Annotated in this window: 18 protein-coding genes, 2 tRNA genes and 1 pseudogene; 5 read left to right on the top strand and 16 right to left on the bottom strand. The window is 43.7% G+C overall.

Annotated features, from left to right (window positions below):
- Positions 1-129: 129 nt before the first annotated feature.
- Positions 130-1041: pseudogene (locus QZ942_RS00940) on the top strand (IS3 family transposase); the annotation flags it as partial.
- 146 nt (positions 1042-1187) lie between these two features.
- On the opposite strand, the gene QZ942_RS00935 reads toward QZ942_RS00940, so the two are convergent.
- The 4 genes from QZ942_RS00935 to QZ942_RS00915 all read right to left on the bottom strand — a co-directional run bounded on the left by QZ942_RS00935 (position 1188) and on the right by QZ942_RS00915 (position 5150).
- The gene (locus tag QZ942_RS00935) at positions 1188-1697 is read right to left on the bottom strand and encodes a CNP1-like family protein (protein ID WP_292992671.1); all 510 of its coding nucleotides are present in this window, start codon (positions 1695-1697) and stop codon (positions 1188-1190) included.
- A complete protein-coding gene (locus tag QZ942_RS14000; protein WP_366835868.1) occupies positions 1694-3682 on the bottom strand; it encodes a DUF3501 family protein in 1989 nt (662 codons plus the stop codon). Before QZ942_RS14000 ends, QZ942_RS00935 begins: the two co-directional genes overlap by 4 nt.
- A gap of 117 nt (positions 3683-3799) precedes the next feature.
- A complete protein-coding gene (locus QZ942_RS00920) occupies positions 3800-4219 on the bottom strand; it encodes a rubrerythrin family protein (RefSeq protein ID WP_013966504.1) in 420 nt (139 codons plus the stop codon).
- A gap of 385 nt (positions 4220-4604) precedes the next feature.
- A complete protein-coding gene (locus QZ942_RS00915; protein ID WP_292992668.1) occupies positions 4605-5150 on the bottom strand; it encodes an ISAs1 family transposase in 546 nt (181 codons plus the stop codon).
- Between the two features lie 307 nt (positions 5151-5457).
- Between QZ942_RS00915 and QZ942_RS00910 the strand changes: the two genes are divergently transcribed.
- Both QZ942_RS00910 and QZ942_RS00905 read left to right on the top strand, forming a co-directional pair.
- Positions 5458-5534: transfer RNA gene (locus QZ942_RS00910), tRNA-Arg, on the top strand.
- A gap of 69 nt (positions 5535-5603) precedes the next feature.
- Positions 5604-5679 (top strand) — tRNA-Phe (locus QZ942_RS00905).
- A gap of 71 nt (positions 5680-5750) precedes the next feature.
- Here the strand turns inward: QZ942_RS00905 and QZ942_RS00900 are convergent.
- The 10 genes from QZ942_RS00900 to QZ942_RS00855 form a co-directional block, all read right to left on the bottom strand.
- Complete coding sequence (locus QZ942_RS00900) at positions 5751-7082, bottom strand: hypothetical protein (protein ID WP_292992666.1); 1332 nt, start codon at positions 7080-7082, stop codon at positions 5751-5753.
- A complete protein-coding gene (locus tag QZ942_RS00895) occupies positions 7083-7826 on the bottom strand; it encodes a hypothetical protein (protein WP_292992665.1) in 744 nt (247 codons plus the stop codon).
- A 1-nt stretch (position 7827) separates the two neighbouring features.
- Positions 7828-8148, bottom strand: a complete 321-nt coding sequence (locus QZ942_RS00890; protein WP_292992664.1) for a hypothetical protein — start codon at positions 8146-8148, stop codon at positions 7828-7830.
- A 142-nt stretch (positions 8149-8290) separates the two neighbouring features.
- Positions 8291-8701, bottom strand: a complete 411-nt coding sequence (locus QZ942_RS00885; RefSeq protein ID WP_292992663.1) for a hypothetical protein — start codon at positions 8699-8701, stop codon at positions 8291-8293.
- Positions 8702-8719: 18 nt separating this feature from the next.
- Positions 8720-10342: a hypothetical protein gene (locus tag QZ942_RS00880; RefSeq protein WP_292992662.1), complete on the bottom strand. Its 1623-nt coding sequence runs from the start codon at positions 10340-10342 to the stop codon at positions 8720-8722.
- Entirely contained in the window at positions 10342-10656 is a 315-nt protein-coding gene (locus QZ942_RS00875; RefSeq protein ID WP_292992661.1) for a hypothetical protein, read from the bottom strand. The genes QZ942_RS00880 and QZ942_RS00875 overlap by 1 nt, the downstream gene beginning before the upstream one ends.
- A 15-nt stretch (positions 10657-10671) precedes the next feature.
- Positions 10672-11310, bottom strand: a complete 639-nt coding sequence (locus QZ942_RS00870) for a phage tail protein (protein ID WP_292992659.1) — start codon at positions 11308-11310, stop codon at positions 10672-10674.
- On the bottom strand, positions 11307-12017 hold the full coding sequence (locus tag QZ942_RS00865) for a hypothetical protein (RefSeq protein ID WP_292992657.1): 711 nt from the start codon (positions 12015-12017) through the stop codon (positions 11307-11309). The genes QZ942_RS00870 and QZ942_RS00865 overlap by 4 nt, the downstream gene beginning before the upstream one ends.
- Positions 12018-13511, bottom strand: a complete 1494-nt coding sequence (locus QZ942_RS00860) for a hypothetical protein (protein ID WP_292992655.1) — start codon at positions 13509-13511, stop codon at positions 12018-12020.
- 1 nt (position 13512) lies between these two features.
- Complete coding sequence (locus QZ942_RS00855) at positions 13513-13746, bottom strand: hypothetical protein (protein WP_292992653.1); 234 nt, start codon at positions 13744-13746, stop codon at positions 13513-13515.
- Between the two features lie 659 nt (positions 13747-14405).
- On the opposite strand from QZ942_RS00855, the gene QZ942_RS00850 reads away from it, so the two are divergent.
- Both QZ942_RS00850 and QZ942_RS00845 read left to right on the top strand, forming a co-directional pair.
- Positions 14406-15230: a hypothetical protein gene (locus QZ942_RS00850; RefSeq protein ID WP_292992652.1), complete on the top strand. Its 825-nt coding sequence runs from the start codon at positions 14406-14408 to the stop codon at positions 15228-15230.
- Between the two features lie 266 nt (positions 15231-15496).
- Entirely contained in the window at positions 15497-16639 is a 1143-nt protein-coding gene (locus QZ942_RS00845; protein WP_292992651.1) for a DUF3883 domain-containing protein, read from the top strand.
- A gap of 67 nt (positions 16640-16706) precedes the next feature.
- On the opposite strand, the gene QZ942_RS00840 is transcribed toward QZ942_RS00845, so the two are convergent.
- Both QZ942_RS00840 and QZ942_RS00835 read right to left on the bottom strand, forming a co-directional pair.
- Positions 16707-17570: a hypothetical protein gene (locus QZ942_RS00840; RefSeq protein ID WP_292992650.1), complete on the bottom strand. Its 864-nt coding sequence runs from the start codon at positions 17568-17570 to the stop codon at positions 16707-16709.
- Positions 17571-17937: 367 nt separating this feature from the next.
- Entirely contained in the window at positions 17938-18354 is a 417-nt protein-coding gene (locus QZ942_RS00835; RefSeq protein WP_292992648.1) for a hypothetical protein, read from the bottom strand.
- Positions 18355-18362 lie beyond the last annotated feature (8 nt).

Below are 18362 nucleotides of genomic sequence, written 5' to 3'. Positions count from 1 at the left end.
CCATAGCTGCCACATCGTTTCCTGTTGATAATACGTAAAACTTCGTTTTGAGGGTTGATAATTCATGAGCTCACTCCAAAATGTAAACTATACAATTTAAGTGTTGCTTTCACCCATTGAATCTCCAACGGCGTACTTCGCGAGAGATGTTGTGTGAAGTACGCCTGGATTGATAAGCAACGGGAGTTTTCTCTCGCCGAGATGTGTACGATATTAGATGTCAGTGTGAGCGGATACCGGTCGTGGAAGCGTGGTGGCAAACCGGATCGCAAACGCCTCACGGACACTCAAATGCTGACGCTGATCCAATCTATTCATGCCGAACTCAAGGGGATCTACGGTAGTCCGAGAATGGTCAGAGAATTGCGTGACCGTGGGTTTCCAGCTTCCAAGAAGCGGGTTGAACGTCTAATGCGAGAGAACGGCATTCGTGCAAGGCACAAGCGGCGCTACAAGGTAACGACGGACTCCAAGCACAATCTGCCGATTGCACCGAATCTGTTGGATCGGAATTTCAGTCCAGCCGCGCCTAATCAGGTCTGGGCGTCCGATATCACTTACCTATGGACAGATGAGGGCTGGCTATATCTGGCTATCGTGCTTGATCTGTTTAACCGTGAGGTGGTTGGCTGGTCGCTGAAACCGCGCATGACCGCAGACATCGTTACAGATGCGCTAACGATGGCATGGTTTCGCAAGAAACCTGCAGCAGGATTGATGCACCACTCAGATCGGGGTAGTCAATATGCCAGCAAAGAATTTCAGAGAAAGCTCAAGAAATACGGCATGATCTGTTCGATGAACCGTAAAGGTAATTGCTGGGATAATGCCCCAACCGAAAGTTGGTTCAACAGCTTCAAGAACGAGCGAGTGCATGGACTGCGTTATGAAACACGCGCAGAGATGGCTGCCATGAGTTTCGAGTACATCGAGGTACTCTACAACCGGAAACGGCAGCACTCAACGTTAGGCTATAAATCGCCAATGCGGTTTCTAAATGATTGGCTAATCACTCAACAGAAGAAAAAGCTGATAGCATAAAACTGTTCACCCATTGGAAGACGAAAAACAGAGGGAACCTCACAGATATTCTAGTCAAAATATCGTGTTGTGTGAATCGCGAAATCGACGCAGAATTAAAGGGGGTATGGAAGTAATGGCGATAGCGATAGCGATTGCTCAGACCCCTAGCGGAAAATGCTTCGATGCATGCCTGCTTTTAAAGCCTCGATGGCTTCTTCAGTGGTGCTTACGATTTGCTGGTGGGGGCAAAAGATATTTCTAGATAGTTCTCGTTGTGCATAAAATTGCCGGACAAAGTCGAGCTTTTGCCATTCCGACACACGGGGTTTTATCCAGGTTTTATCACTCCGACCTAATGCATACACTTTTCTTTCTCGGGTGGCGCAGCGGATACCTTCATAACCGACATTCAAGGCGCCTGCAGAGGACTTGATAACCAAGCTAAAGCGAATGACACCATCTTCACCTATTTTGATGGAGGTTGTGTCGACGAAATATTGATTATCGCTGACAGCACCTGCATCGAATGCCATCAGATTTTTCACATCCGGGTAAGCCGGGAGTTGTGTCAGTTGTTCAACCCAGGGTTTGTCGCTTTCAAATTCGTCTTTGAACGCTGGCTTAGCGCAAGCAAACAAAAACAAGACGCAAGTCAGTGCAAGTGCTCTTTTCATGCAACAGATAAATCATTTAACAACGATGCGCGAACGCTGGTATCCACGGCATCTATTGCTGCTTGATAGGCTGGGTGATCAACACCCATGCTTAATGGTGTGCCTTGCTGGAGTGACTGGATCATTTCAGGAGTGAGCTCAAAGCGCAGGAAATGAACGGACGAGGTTTTTTCGCTGGTTTCCCGTTCTAGATCTTCATCGGCAATTGCGTACACGGGTGCTTGCCCGGTAACTTTGACCCACACTTTATCTTCGATGCCTACCATGGTAGCCAATTTGGCTGCACGCACCGTTGGGTCAGGATATTCAATCATCATGGTAGCTTTCCAATTATGTCCATCCGGAATCAATGGCGTATAAGTTTCAAGCTCATGCACGATTTCTTCTTCCTGAAAAATACGCTCTACGTGCAACATTTCTTGAATTTGATAACGAACAGTCAACTCATCCTCAAAAATCAACGTAATATTTTCTCCCAAAGCGACTTTTCGTGTTTTCTTATGTGCCATTACTTGCGCGCGGAAATCTTTACGTATTTTGGCGTAAGCTTCCAATGTCAGCAGGTTGTCACGGGTTATTGACGTCATGTGTTTTTCACCGGGTTGTGTGATAGGGGTGACTGATAAGTTGAATTCGGCTGGCGGCTGAAAACCGGTATCAATGCCATAAGCCATATGCAGTAAAGTGAGCGGGTGTAATTTTTGCGCTTTGCTTTCGCCTATGCCTTGTTCGATATGCCGTGCGGCGATGGCACAATCCGAACTGATAAAATCCGGATCTGACGCAGCCATTTGTTTAAAAACCGGCCGGCCAATTTTCATCGAGTCGGCAAAGTGTTCGCTTTTTACACCCCAAGTGCCGTCATGGCCTGAGCAGCGTTCTACGACGTTGATTGTTGTATCGGGTATCAGTTGCAGAATATCGCGAGTCTTTTTGCCAATGTTTTGCACGCGTTGATGGCAGGGGATATGGTAAGCCACATTTCCCAGCGGTTTCTTGAAATCTGTCTTGAGTAGGTTGTCTTGGTTTCTTAATGCCAGATATTCAAACGGATCAAACATGGCGGCAGCAACGGCCTGAACGGCTTCGTCATCTGGAAATAGCAACGGCAATTCCTGCTTGTACATCAATGTACAAGAGGGGACGGCGGAGAGAATGGCATAGCCTTCTTGAGCCAGTTTCAGTAAATACGGAATATTTTCATTTTTGAGTTTTTCCACTGCTTCCAGATCACCCAGTTCAAGTTTCGGCATGCCGCAACAGGCTTCTTTCTCTACCAGACAGGCTGGAATTTCATTATGTTCCAGTATTTTCAGTAAATCATGGCCAATTCCTGGTTCGTTATAATTGATATAACAGGTGGCATAAATGGCGATTTTTCCGGGAGTGCGGGCGCCATCTTTTACCGGAAAAGTATCGTTGAGTTTAGCGTTTGAGCGGAATTTATTGGCCGTGTATTCAGGTAATTTTCTATCGGCATGAATTCCCAGCATGCTGTCCATTAACTTGCGAGTAGCTGGCGTTTTGTTAATGGCATTCACGGTTTGAACCACCACGGGAATAGTGGCAAGTTTACCCATCAAATCAGTGCTGGATAGTAATTTGTCACGGAAACCGGCGCCCTGACTTTTATATTTGGCTGCTTTGGCGCGTAACATCAGATGCGGAAAATCAATATTCCACTCATGCGGCGGCACATAAGGACATTTAGTCATGAAGCACATATCGCAAAGATAGCAGCGATCGACCACTTCCCAGAATTGGTTTTTGTTGACGCTATCCAATTCACCGGTAGCGCTTTCATCAATCAAATCAAACAAGCGTGGGAAAGCGGTGCAAAGATTGACGCAGCGGCGGCACCCCTGGCAAATATCGAAAACGCGTTCCATTTCCTGATTTAGACTGGCTTCGTTATAGAAATCAGGATTTTTCCAGTCAATGGGATGACGTTTCGGTGCTTCGAGACTGCCTTCACGAGTAGACATAGATGGGTTTCAGCGAGTAGAAAATTTATTCGATTAAAGGATGGGGTTTAACCAACGAAATATAGCTAGATAAACCCCAATGATTCCATGCAATGAACGATCGTATCGTGTAACGAATTAATCGGCTAAGCTATCCAGTGCGCGCTGAAAGCGATTGGCATGCGAGCGTTCAGCCTTAGCCAGCGTTTCAAACCAGTCGGCGATTTCGTCGAACCCTTCGTCGCGCGCTGTTTTTGCCATGCCTGGATACATGTCGGTGTATTCATGCGTTTCACCCGCGATGGCTGTTTTCAGATTGTCGCGGGAAGCACCGAAAGGCATGCCGGTAGCCGGGTCGCCACAGTTTTCCAGATATTCCAGATGACCATGTGCGTGACCGGTTTCGCCTTCAGCGGTAGACCGGAATACAGCAGCGACGTCATTTTGTCCCTCTACGTCGGCCTTAGCTGCAAAATATAAATAACGGCGGTTAGCTTGAGATTCTCCGGCAAAAGCGGCCTTCAGGTTTCCTTCTGTTTTAGATCCTTTAAGTCCCATCATTTTCTCCTTTTTAGATTAACGAATTTTTGTAGTTGTTAAAGATGAAAAAAATATATTTACGTATCGCACAAAACTTAGGGAATCGCTGAATTATTCTAAATTTGTCATTCCGGCGAAGGCCGGAATCCAGAAAAATCAAAGAGCTGGACACCGGCTTTCGCCGGTGTGACGAATAATTCAGTATTTCCTTAGATTAACTGAGAAACGCAGGCGTGAGGTGATGATTCTGCATCTTGCCAAAGTTTTCTTCAGTCTAATCAGAGCATGGCGAGTGCGTGAAAATACAAAATCCAATCTGTACAAGGAGACTATCGAAGGGTTTGTGGATTGTCAACTATCTGGGTGTAGACATAATCGCCACCTTGTTGAATAATCTGCTGAGCTATTCTTTTCTGGCAACCCATGCAACTGTAATCACACTTCCTGCAATATTCAGCCGGGATAACAGCTTGAGAATGGCCGTAATTTCATTGGATTTATTGTCCACTTTAACCTGACCCAAAACCAGGCTATTGTGCTGCGCCCATGCACTGACCATATGGATAGCTGCCTTTCTTGAGGCCTTATCAATGCTACGCCTTAAGCATTTGCCATCAACTGCAATGACTTCTCCTTCAGTCAGACTGGCTAAGTCAGACACCCAGTTGGAAAAACACTCGCCAAACTGTTCATTATCTATCGCCGCAAAAACATCTCCAAAGGTATCATGCGCGGGTATCCCATGCTGCAAACCAAGCAATTTAGTGAACCACTCTATCTTGGCTTTGCCAAATTCTTCAATAGCTACCCAATTGTCCGCCCCACAGATAACAGCGCATAGGGCGATAAAAAATATATCCTGTAACTGGTGTTTCTTTTGCCTGTCTACTCTCGGATCTTCAATGCTTGAAAAGTGATGGATAATTGACGCTATCGGTTTCTCTATCATTTGAAATCAAAATGATAAACCTAATACCTCATCTTGTTTCTGTTTTCAAGCCTCTTTAAGCCCGATTGCCCTGGCGGTTGCAGGAAATCTGTTAGCAGGAAATCTTGACAAGATCCCACAAATACACCATTATCGCCCCCGCAAAAAGAAATTGTGATTATTTGTAGAGAAACAATCGGCTTAGTCGATTACAGTTTGAAGGCATCGAATACAGTAACAAAAGCATAAGTTCGAATCCCGCAATTGCTTCAATCTGATATAATCTCCCGGTTGATAAAATAAGCTGGAAGTAATTAGATTGTGCTTAGCGCCCGTAGCTCAGTTGGATAGAGTACTTGGCTACGAACCAAGGGGTCGTGGGTTCGAATCCTGCCGGGCGCGCCAACTCATCGAATAATCTTATTACATTCAATAAGCGGGTTTATCCGTTTTTTGTCTAGACATTTCTCAAATGGCCAAGTAGCTCAGTCGGTAGAGCAGAGGACTGAAAATCCTTGTGTCGGTGGTTCGATTCCGCCCTTGGCCACCAATAAAAACAATAACTTAGAAGCAAAATATAGAAGGTAAAAAATACTCCGGGTAACACAGGGGTAACTTTGGCTAATCTATCAAGCTATCCAAGAACTTTAACATCGCGCATTTAAACTTCATAGCTACCCACTCGAACTTGCCGTATATTCCGAAGAAAAATATGCGATGCACTGGGCTTCCTTCTATGCCCATGTGCCGGTTGACATACGAAGTTCCCCAAGCTAAATTATAAGCCGAAACCGTCTCTGCGTTCATGTCGAAAACCGTTGTATATTCAGTCTCCCCCGGCAGGATGACTCGCAGCAGGAACCTACCGGTTGTCTCATCAGCGTAACTTGCCGAACGCTGCCAATAAGTCTCAAATGTAAAGAACTGCTCATAAGGTACCGGAACCGTGAAATTCTTCCAACGCAAAAATTCAGGGGCGACTGGCAATGAATTGGCCTTGTTATCTACTAAAAGTTCCCATCCGACAGTACCTTCCAACACTCCCCCGTTCGCAGGGTCTGCGGCATCGGCAGCATTAGCCTTGATAAAGGATACGGCATAGCGAAAATCCGTTATAGTCTTCATTTCTAACGGATTCACGCGCCTGTTAGTTACCGATAGTTTAGTGCTAAGATCATTTACCCAAAGCTTATACTTAATACGTAACTTGGGGATATCAGGAAGTCCACCTACACGATTTTGGTCTCTCTGCATCATCGCCCATTGTTGTTTCTTGTAGCCGACTACAGAGTCCAGCTTGGCTACCGGTTTTTTCTGCTCCAGCACAAAAGCCGTAGTAATAACGTCATTAATAACTACTGACTCAAAAGTAGTGCCTATTGAAGTAGCTACCCCGGCAGTATCGTTAGTTGGATAGCCATCCATCCAATTAATATCTTGTACACCAAAGCCAGTATTTTCCGATGCGTAGAACGGTGCGCCGGTGGGTAATGCAAAACCGGTTTCAGCATCTTCGCCTGCAAACTTTAAGCTACATGTATAGTTCCTTCCTACCGGTATAGTGCCACCTATTTTCCAGTCGCTTTTGGTATCAGATCCGCCCGAGTGTTGGACATTGAATTTTAGTATTTTGCTGCCTGGTACTGTGTTGTACTCAGTAACATTACCTTCCATGTAATTCGCAGAATCAGCAGCATCTACCATCTGAATGTAATCATCGGCTTCGAACGCCACATCAGCAACCAGCGTTACTGTGACAGTTCCAGAACTCTTTATAAGATAAGGAGTTAGACTCGTCGCTGCGTTAGGATACCTGGTCGCTTTCGCCCCACCTACTAAAGTGGGCGAAGCAACCGATAACCCTTTCCAGTTTGTGGCATATAATAAATTTGCTAATTTGTAGCCAGTTCTGGGGATATTTCGTTGCGATCGCCTGGAAACCAACGCGCTCATTTAAACCCCCGCCCGCAGGATAAATTCGCCGTACTCATAAACCACGCTATCAGAAGCATGCACCAACTCAAATACCGAGCTTATATAAATACCGTTGGTGTTTATATCGGGGACCGTTACTGGAGAGACGTTTCCTGTAGCGGTAGGACCATTAAAAGTGCTCGACCCGGCAGAATACAATTTTTTAATTGTAGTATTCCCAGATCTTTGCAAAACCTGAAGACCGCCAACATTTGTATTTGTTGCTAATCCACCCGCCGTGTAATCGATATTTACGTCACCGCCAACTGTGCCCGCAGACCCGGCCATAAGCCCCTTGCTATACACGCCATTGGTACCGGTTTTGTCGTAAGACTCAAGAATATTAACGGTATCGCCATCGCCCAAACAGCACACTCCGCCAGATGACGGAAAATGTATTTTTCCAAAAATTTCTTTAACGTTATAAGCTCCCACCTTCGCGACATTAAGAAACCTACCCATCACGACAGCGCCGTTCTGCGGGTACCATTTAGTCGTTGGATGATCATAGATCCAGACTGATCCCGGTCCCACCCCAATCTCAGACACCAACAAGCCAAGACCATTATTGCCAGAGATTTTCGGAATCGCCTGCAGATCCGCCCAGGTATCAACGCGATCCGTTACCTGTATCTCATTTCCGTCCATGTCTGTTAATTTGCCACTTACAACACGCACAACCCCCTGCTCACTGAGAGTTCCAATCACATTAAGTTGAGCCATATTATGTGCCCACCTTATGAATTCTGATGTCACCTGATTTGCCTGGGTATCCGATAGCTCCAAGATACCCACCTTTCGGGATGTACCACTTCTCGCCGTTACCAGAAAATAGATCGCAGCCGTTCAAGCCGTTGACCGCAGCCGCATCAACACCAAGCGCATTCGCTTCTTTGCTTACAACCTTGATGAAGCAATTAGCAGTAGCCACAAGCTGGTACCAGCCAGAGTCTGCGAATGGGCCAACTTTTGCCCCCGTCAAGTCATTGAAACCAAGTTTTGTCAGCTGCGCTTGGTCAACAATATAATTACCTTCGATTGCCATTAGATTTGCTCCTGCAAAGTGATTAATTACATGCAAATTTAATGGAGTTTTTTTGGATGAAACCGGCGTATTTCCGCTTTGCTGACAGGCAATAAAAAACCCGCCTGAGCGGGTTAGTTTTGTTGGTTAAAGCTTGTTATTGTCAGGCTACAGGCAATTGCCCTGCCAGTATCTGCGCTTTTCTGGCCGGAATATCGATTTCAACACCTGCCTCATCAATGGCATCTAACGTATATTGAACGCTGGCTTGAATCGCTGGCAATGCCATTACAACATTTTCAGTTTTTGGATGCTCTAGCAATAGCCAAAAATCGTTAATGGTAGCGTCTGTTGCCCTCAATTCCCTTGTTTTTACCCGCTCCGCTGCGGTGAATAGCAGCATGAATTCAGTCACGCTGACCGTAACCGGCACAGCGGTAATCACGGGTTCATACAGTGTGCCATCGGGATCAATGAAACGCTTATCTCCACATTCCCAAATACCATTTATGTGAACTGGGGATTGGCTGACAGTAATGCTTGTATCCAGTGCTATATTCTTAATTTGCGGCATGGCTTTTTAACTCCCTATTTAAACAAATGTGACAGCGCCACCGGCAACAATTACACCTTTCTTTCCAAGCATTGCATTAGATGTCATGTCAAAGGATTTATTGCGAGATCCGCCTATTGGATTGATTTTATAGGCACCGGCAATCAAAGCCACAACCACGGCACTATTTTTTACAGCGCTATCAACACATACACCAAGAACTATGGTTGCCGCCCACTTGCCAACGCACAAATTGGTTGATGCTGTGTCGGCGTAGCTGTAGCATGAAATAAAAGCCCTGTCTTTGCCATCAATGATCGCTATATTAGCGTCGTTTTGAACCCCAGGAACTGACCCAAAGGTTGTTCCAGCAGCATCTACCAAGTTTCTTTTGGATACGTCTATTATCCACAGTGTTGGAGCCACGTTTGAGATCGTGCCTGACATTGATGCCGCAACGATATAACCATCTTTATAGTATGCAGAAATAAAGAAATTGTATTGCGTTACCGATGTTGTGATTATGACAGTCAAATACCCGGTCCCAGTATATGGTAACTTGGTGAGCACGCATTTTGAATCTGAGTTTCTGTGCCAGATCAAATAAAAATCCGATCCATCAAATAGCACGGCAATCTTGCAACCTACTACAGCAACCGGTCCGCCAGCTGTTGTTGCAGAACTAAATGCAGATCCCTGCACTGTTCCTGCATTGTTGATTACCCAAGCTTTCTGATCCGTTCCATCAGCCCTGGCAATAGCAAAGTATCCAACACCAACAGACATTACCGCATGATTTGCAGAACTCACGGCGCTCAATTGAGTGGCAGCAAGAACCTGAACCCCCGCTGCTGTAAAAACACCGTAATTTAGCCCCATGCCAGATACCGTATTCGTGCTGGAGATGGCAAACGCCAAATTTCCATCAGACAATTGGACCAAGGTGTGATATTGCTTTTGCGATGATCCGGTTCTTGTCCAGACTGTAAATGCTGCTACAGTTGCAGTTCCGGTGTTATCAAAAACAGATATCTTTGATAAGAGAGGGGATGCGGAATCATTGTAGATTACAGCGAAACCGCCAGCAGATATCTTTGTTGCTCCAAAATAATACGATGCCGTCGGGCAACTCGCAATCAGTGTTGGAGCCTTAATTTCAGTAAGAAATTCATCGTAAACAGCGATATAGATATCAGCAGTTCCGGCCACTATTGCGTACACAACAGCAATATTGCCATTACTGAGTTCAAATATCGCATGACTCTTAGAGCCACCGGAAGCAACAACGCTGACGCTATCAATTAACCCGCCTTTTGATGATAGCTTGCTTAACTTAACTCCCACTCCGCTAGTGTTGTTGCCTACCGCAAATATGCTGCCATCAGATTTTGCAACTACCGGCAAACATACTGGATTGAAATCAGTCCGACTTGCCTCAATCGAGGTTTGGGCGACGATTTGTCCGCTTGCCGCATTGGTCTGGGCTGTTCCGTATGAAACAGGACCAACTGCCGCATAGTCTGTTATTCCCGCTTTATATCCCTTGCCAGTAATTCCGCACAAGTAAAGCAAATCGTTTTTTTCCACGTTCTCCCCAGCCCCGATTTGACTTGAGTCAAGGATGGAGCCTAAAGAATCGCTGCCGCCATAAGTCTCTCTCATTATTGATCCTCTTCAAAACAGGTAAGTCTGGCAACCACATTAGCGGTGCTTGGGTTAATAAGAATTCTTTCTCCTGGACCTAGTATAAATATCCTGATGTATCCGCCTTTTGAGGGTATCAAGTAACCTGGCTCCACAAGTTCTGCTTGCGAAGATGTTGCGTCAGTGGAAATGTACGCCCTTATGACCGCACTACTATCGCCGTCATTGCAAGCTTCTAATGTTGCCGTCCGAATTTTTCCAGCAGGCGTGGCCGTGGTGTCATTGTCGGTGGCTATAGTTAACAGACCGTGAAAAACCTTTCCTGATGGCATTAAATATGACTCCTTTTAAATATTCGCAAAGTAGTATCGCCGGGCGCGCGTGTTTTTATAGAATGCCGCCAATTTAGTGTCAGTAACCACTGAATCCGGAACCTGAGAAAGCACTTGCTTGCCGCTGCTATCCAATGTGCCAACACCAAGGGCTGCGGCTCTTTGGGTAAGCGGGATGTATGCTGACAAAGCATTTAATACATACGCGTGCGTAGCCATTACGATTGATGGGTCTATAACCAAAGTTATTTCAGCCGCATTGGAAGTTTCTACAATCAGCCGGTAAATGCTATCCCTGGTCATGCCTGAAGCTAAAATCGGTTTGAATTCCGGCGCTGTTACGCCGATATAAATCGGGTTTCCGGCAGCATCGTCTATCCTGAATTCTCTTACCCAAAAATCTCCAACTTCCGGTGGCACAACCAATTCAACGATATACCAAGCCGCATTTTCAGGATCTTGGGTTATCGAATTTATGGATGCCCTGTATACCTCATTAACCAGAGTTGTTGATGCGGGTGTATGCGTAGGCAAAGACCCGCTGCCATCACCTAGGGCCACTTCCGCAAGATCAACCGCAGAGGCATGCGCAGCCGCGTAAGCCATGGCAGATGCACCAGCATTGGTCAGTAGTGTGTAATAAATGCTACTCATGACGTTTTAGGGTAAATAGTGTTGGTTGAGATTCCGATCATTGCAGCACCTATTCGCGTTATGTTTTCCCATTCAGTAGGCTGGGATGCAGCCGGATAAACAACAGTTGTATTCCCGGATAACATGGTGGCTCCGATGTAATTGGTTTTCCGCCACGTTGTCAGCATCGCAAAATAAAGAATTAAGCGTGCTGGTATTATAGAACTCAGTATGGGTGCCATTTTGTCGATGTTTTCCCATGTTGTTCTGGATGAGTCGATGGCAACTCGCACCCGGCTTGTGGAGAATTTTGTTGAATCAGCTAATTTTAAAGGTGAGAGCTGGTTAGGGTATGTTCCTGCCTTGGTTTGAGCCATTTGCTCAATGGCGTATCCGTTTGGGAAGAGCAATTGCAGATAGGTGGCCAGAAAATGGAACCCGCGCCCATTCTTATTGCGTGATTTCCACGCTTTGTACAGATAGCGGGTGGCAGTTTCTTCCCTTTCACCATCGATTAATGCCAGCCCGTCAACGTTTACCAGCTTACGGATTAAATCCATTGATCCCAGGTGCCCTACCCCGATAACATTCAGATCAAACGCGCTTTGCGCCATCATTGACTCAAACAGATCGATGAACAGATTGCGTAGATCGTTTTCAACGTCATCAACGGCAAAGCTATTCTTGAGCGGTGTCAGTTCAGGTAATTGCGCATTCGGGAAATCCACTTACCCACCCCATGACGGCGGCAAGACATTTTCTGATGCGACGGTTACCGTCAAGCTATCTGCAGAAACATAACGCCATAATTCTGGTCGGTAATCACCAACCGGATTTGCAATCGTCACCTTGATGTCAGCATTTGCATCGGATAATGCCGCTATTTTCTCTTTGAGCAACGCATAAACACGTTTATAGAGCGGTTTATTCGCACTTCGCTTTGATCCGGGTTGCTCTTCACCGTATTCAGACAAGATTGTTTCAATGATCTGTGACTGAACGTCACCGGCAATGTAAGCGGTGGAAATGGTGGCCGTTATGGTCATTGCTATTTCGGACCGCACCGGAGTCATGAATTTAACCCGGTAACTGTTATCTGCTTTCAGTATGACGTTACGAATACCTTTCTGAGTTGCGGTTAAGTCTATTTCAGCAATTAAATTAGGCGTAACGGGAGTTTCTGGGTCCGGTTCTGTCAAAACAGCCTCAGAACCATCCGCAGACAAGCAAGCCACGAACAGCGTATTAATGTTGTCAACATCAGCCCCGCGCGCGACCTCTTCGATAGCTTCATTCCAGATCGACAGGAATTTGGTGTTGCTGTATGCGCGCCGCACAACAAAGTCGAATTCACCCAGAAAAACAGCATTGTGGTTGTATACGGACGGGTATTTCACCAGATCACGCAATGTAGTCATATCAGGTGGATTTATGCCTTTGTCTAACAGCGAAGCTAGAGACAATTCAACGTATGATTCGTTTGGCGATTGCAGGTATTCAAAGGAGAATGGGGAGGCGGCTGCCGGGGATATTTCTCCCGCCGTGCGCGAAATGGTAAGTGTTATAACTTGTCCATCGACCGGCTGAACGCCAACAATATCATCCTGACCGAAGCGCACATAAATACGCTGCCTGTCATCAACTTCAACATGAAAAACACGCTCATCAGGCCATGTATTGACATATCTTTCACGGTATTCATATTCGCCACCTGTATCACTTACTGAAATTCCACTTAGGTACGTATCGTCACTTGATTCCGGTATCTCAATAGCATAGAAAGGCGCACTTCCAGATACGGTGTGATTGATCGATTCACGTTTTACTTGTACTGCATCGAATGTGCCGGTGGAATTTGCTGCGATCACAGCCGAAGTTTCGATAATGTATGATAGTCCTGCTGAATCAATGATTGTTCTGCCGGTATCGACCGTGAAAGCCGTGTTATTACCATTCTTGACGGTTATTCTGATCCGCCCTGGGCTTGCTTTACGGATTACGCCACGCATAGCGGCATCGGCCAGAACAGTGGCATCGCGCACTTTCTCGAAAGGTTCGGCCATCGCTGTTTCGATTTGCGATGAGAACATCGCCAGCATGGTGGCCATGGCATCCAAGCTTTGCAGAATACGTGGATCACCGGCTTGATATAACGGTGCAACGGCTGGAAAGGCTGCTACAGAATCTACAATGGCTTGCTGAAAGTCTTTTTTAGTCAGCATTTCATCGCGCCTCTGGAACCGTTATTGCCTGCCCCGCCACTTCAATTACCAGATCAAGTCTATCGGGTGGCGTTTGCACGCTGTAAAGATTGACCGCGCCACTTGGCAGCGCCTGAAGCACTGGCACATCAACGCGCAGCTTTTGTAGCAGCGCCTCGGGTGCGCCGTCAGCTTGCGGTCTGTGCAAGAGTGCTTTTATGTCTTGGCCGTAAGATGAGCCAAGGTAGCCGTTCACTGGCACAAGGAGCCAGTGAGAGACCATGTCTTGAATGTCGTTGCCGTTGATAGTATTTGCCATGCACCAATCGTAATGGTTTGCGCATGGCTTTAAGGTTGGTTTTTCCTGAGATTAGAAAGCTATCATATTAAGTAGTACTCTACCTAAAACAGTCAGCGATACCTGTATTCATCACAGATATTTTGTATTATGTAGAATAGTAAATTTAATATCGTTAATAATCGATTGTTTAAAAAATGATCTTTTCGGTAACGTACCAACCTACTCTCGGCGTGCTGATTTTGTCGGCTACTAAGCGCTCTGCAATAAAGTCGTAGGTACTCCATATCAACGCCTGATTCAATCAGGCATTTTTTTCCTTCAAAACATACCGGTAATATTTGCGTTTAACACTTTTGTTGCGTGTGTAACGGATATGCCAATAAAGATTATGAAGTTTTGAGAAGTTGGCCAAGGGGAGACTCCAGATAGAAATTATCCGAAGTTTAGCGGTTATAAAAACAAAATATAAATCTGTAGGGTGAAATGGTTTGTTAGAAAATTCCCAAGTGATATGATTGAAGGTATTCAAAATCCCTTGAATACAAAAAAACGACAATAAATAAACGTAATTCAACCCTTATATTCGAATACTTGTCATATCAAAGAATAAATAAATGAGTGCTACAAAGAACATTTTATCGGATCTCTATTTTCATGAATTAAGCGCAAGGGATAAGGTTTTCAATCGATTGCAGCTGAACTATGCAATATTTACAAGTGAAATTGCCCTGCTCGCATATATGGCAAGGATGGTTGATTTTTCATCCTCTTACGTAATTCTAGTTTCATTCTACATGTGCTTAATAATAAGTTTAATATTTTTAGGAATTGCAGCAAAATGGACATGGGTCGCACTAACAGGATATAAGTATGCAACTCTACCGAAGTCGCAGGAAATCATTGCCTACAAAGAAAATTTAAGAGTTTATTCAGATGAAATAAAGAAATATAACGAAATAAGCGGGGAAAATATTTCGGTACCAGACCCAAATGCAAAGTTTGATATATATGTTTACGAGATTATAAGCTTTTGTACCGATAGAAATTATCAGATTAACGAGGATCGTCGCTTGATCGTCAGAAAATCTCTCCTATTTGTTTTCTATGGAGCGATTCCTTTTGTTTTTGCGGCTATCTTATTCATAATTTTTGACCTGGATGCATCTTCCCCTCGAAAAATTGCAACGTCGTACACAGAAGGAACTCCATTAATCAACAGCATAAAAATAACAGGAGCATCGATATCCGAAATATCAAAAAATGTTAACCAAGAAAGGATAATAGAAATGTCTAATGAAAAAGAAATTAGTGTTCAATCAAAAACACCACCACCACCACCACTACCGAAACCGCCCCAGAAACCTAAGCCGCAGTATTCAACGGAAGATTACAAAGCACCGATGCCCGACAAATCAAAATACATAAAAGAAGGTAAATAGGTTTTTGTGGCTAGTAAACGGATTAAAAAAACATATCTGCATTAGGGTACGGGCAACATGCCCCCTCTCGAGTTCGGGGTCATACCCTTCGCGCCGGTCGGCTAGCAATACGGTAAAAACAGGAGTAGTAAACTACATGCTAATATTGATGATCTATAGTCAGCCGTATTACTCGAACGAGGGAAAGAATGATAAGCACATACTTTATTTAAGCTCATTAATAGATTGTAATTTGCGCACAGCACACTATAAATAGGAGTTTGAAAATGCCCAAGTCTGCAAATATAAATACCGATGAGCTTATTGCCTTTGCAGAAATTTTTTCCAGGAAATCTGATGACAAGGCAGCAAATGCACGCGGGGAATTTCTAACTGCCTTTCCGCTTAACCGATTAAAAAAAATTTCACTTGATGAATATGTCATCGGCAAGAGCGCAACATCATTTTGTTCATATGTCGAACCAAAAACCAAAGCATGGGCCAGCATGCAAGGTGGAGCTGCAAATAAGTTTGGTATCTACTTTGGTAAAACTAAATCCGATCCAGCGAAACAATACCGTTTCACTAAGAAGTTTGGAAATACTGAAAAAGAAGCATTTGATGGTGTTAAGAGTGCGCTATTAAACCTTGTTAAAGCAGGCAAGCTAAAAAATTTTAGTGAAATAGATGAAAATCCCCTTTCTCAAATGTTCAAAGCCAAGATATTGAGTCTTTATTTTCCCGAACTTTATTTGAATGTATGTAGTTCAGAGCATCTCGAGAAATTCGCATTAGAGATAGGAATCCCGAAACAGAAGTATGTAAGTGAATACCAACATTTGTTGGTAGAAAAAAAATTGACAAATAACATCTCCAAAGACTGGAGTAATCCAATGTTTATGACATTTCTTTACACCAAGTTCATTGATGGCAATATGATTACCTCTGCTTCTACAATAGTAAAAAAGCCTCATAAAAAGGCAAAAAGAAGAGTTAATTTCGAGGATATCTCAGCAATCCGAGATGCTATAGGAAAAAAAAGTGAAGAATTTGCGCTTAACTGGGAGAAGAATCGGTTAATAGGTCTCGGATATCCAGAGCTGATTAAAAAAATAGAAGATCGTCGTGACATTCCAGCCTATGGTTATGACTTCCTTTCTTTTAGTGCACCAGAACTCGAAAGGTATATCGAAGTGAAATCAGTCGGTAGAGACTGGAAAGAAGCAAGCTTAAGGTTTTATCTCTCCGATAATGAGCGTTCGGTATCGGAATCTGATGAGAGCGGACATGAATATTATTTTTACTTAGTATTTTATGGCAAGGACCTAAAACCGTGTGATCTCTTAATAAAACATGCACAAGAGTTTTATTTAAGCTGCGAAATTAGTCCTTGTGCTTATATGGTGAGGTTTAATCTAGAAGAAACATAATCAATGATTTTAATAAAAGCTTCAAATATATTTCAGCGCATGCGGACCTGTCCAAGGCAAGCAATTGTCAGGAAACAGCCTCTCCAGTGACACTTGTGTGCATTGTTTCATATATGTCCATTAATTCCCTGCATGCAAATATTGCAGAGTTGTAATCACTAGTGTACGAGAACTTATCTTTTTCTAGCTCTATTTCAATACCCTCCTTAACCGTTACTGACAGAGACTCTCCTTTATGTATACCCAAGTTATGTACAGTGTTCCTTTGGTTTCGATAGTAGTCTATAAGTTGTCTAATGTCTTTCTTTTTCGAATCTATCCCTTTGCATCTTGATAGCACATAATTTATTTTTTCACTACTAGAAATATAGAAACTAATATCCTTAATTCTTTTGAGTAAAGACAATTTTTTTTCATTACATTCTTCTTTGTTATAGTCTTCTATCAATTTAATTAACTTTTGTTCCTTTTCTCTACTTCTGGGGTTTGTTGATGTTAATTCTTCATACAGAACTACGACGTAGTGCTCAAACACTGAAAATGTATTAACTTTGAAGTCAAAAATGTTTGACCCCCTAACAAATTCTGTTCTATTTGCAAAAAGGTCTTTCAAATCTTCTATAGCAGTTGTAAGGCATTTAGAATTTTCATCTCTAAAATATTCATTGATCGCCTCGTCACATAATTCGATTAGAGGACCGCGATTGGGTAAAGAAGCACTTATCTCATCGTTTATAAAATAAATAAGCAAAATATCAATTTGATCCGATATACCCAAAAAAAAATTACTATATTTTTCTCCTTTCGTGAATTCCTTATAAGAGGCTAATATTTTTCCTCTAATAAAGGATTCTCCTTTTAGAACCAATAAGTTATATATTATTTCTTTGTTGTTCTTATCAAAACGGGAAATTTGTTCGCACATTTTCATCTATAAGTTTCCTAACGAGGAGTTTCATAGTTTCTGCTTATTTATCATATATTCTGAAAAAAAGTACGAAATTTCGAAGTTTTAAGTTAAATATGACTAATTTCCAGTTATCAAATTTCTCTATTTTAGCAAGGCATAAAAAAACAAGAACCACTAAAAGGCGTTTTGCAGTAAGCGGAAGTCTAGATAAAGAATTTCCCTACTAGGATTCGGGCAGCATGCCTCCTATGGGGTCATACCCTTCGCGCCGGTCGGCGGCGCGCCCCCTCATTATCAGGAGTAGAAGCTATCAACCCAGAAATTCATGCTATAAAATAGATGTACTCACCCCAACTGACAAGCTGATGTTAGGAATGAAGAGAAAAAGCTATTTTGCTGCGGGATCTTCCATATCGGAATCAAACAACACCCAGAATTCACCGGTCTTGCCATCCAGCATGAATCGGTTTGTATACACAATAGTGGTTGCCAAGTATTCGGTTCTGAATTCATCGGCCATCACCAGCGTTTCGACATCCGAATCGCCGTGATATGTGGCTTTAACTATCGGATCTGATTGATCGCCAAAATTGTAGCCGTTCGCATTCAGGATGTCCTTTAATGCAGGCCAATAGGGTCCGTAGTCAATATACCGTCTACGATCTTTTGCAAGCCGGTCATTTATGACCTTGAGTCCAAACCCAAGTAAATCTGAGAATCCCTTATTCTCGCGCAAGCTTTTCGTGCGGCTATCGACCTGTGCCTTGATCTTCTCAGGATCAAATAAATATTCTGTAAATACCATAATTCTCT

The sequence above is a fragment of the Nitrosomonas sp. genome (assembly GCF_021731985.1).
Classification (GTDB): Bacteria; Pseudomonadota; Gammaproteobacteria; order Burkholderiales; family Nitrosomonadaceae; genus Nitrosomonas.
The sequence above is the reverse complement of the archived record's forward strand: the minus strand, read 5'-3'. Positions and strand labels throughout refer to the sequence as shown.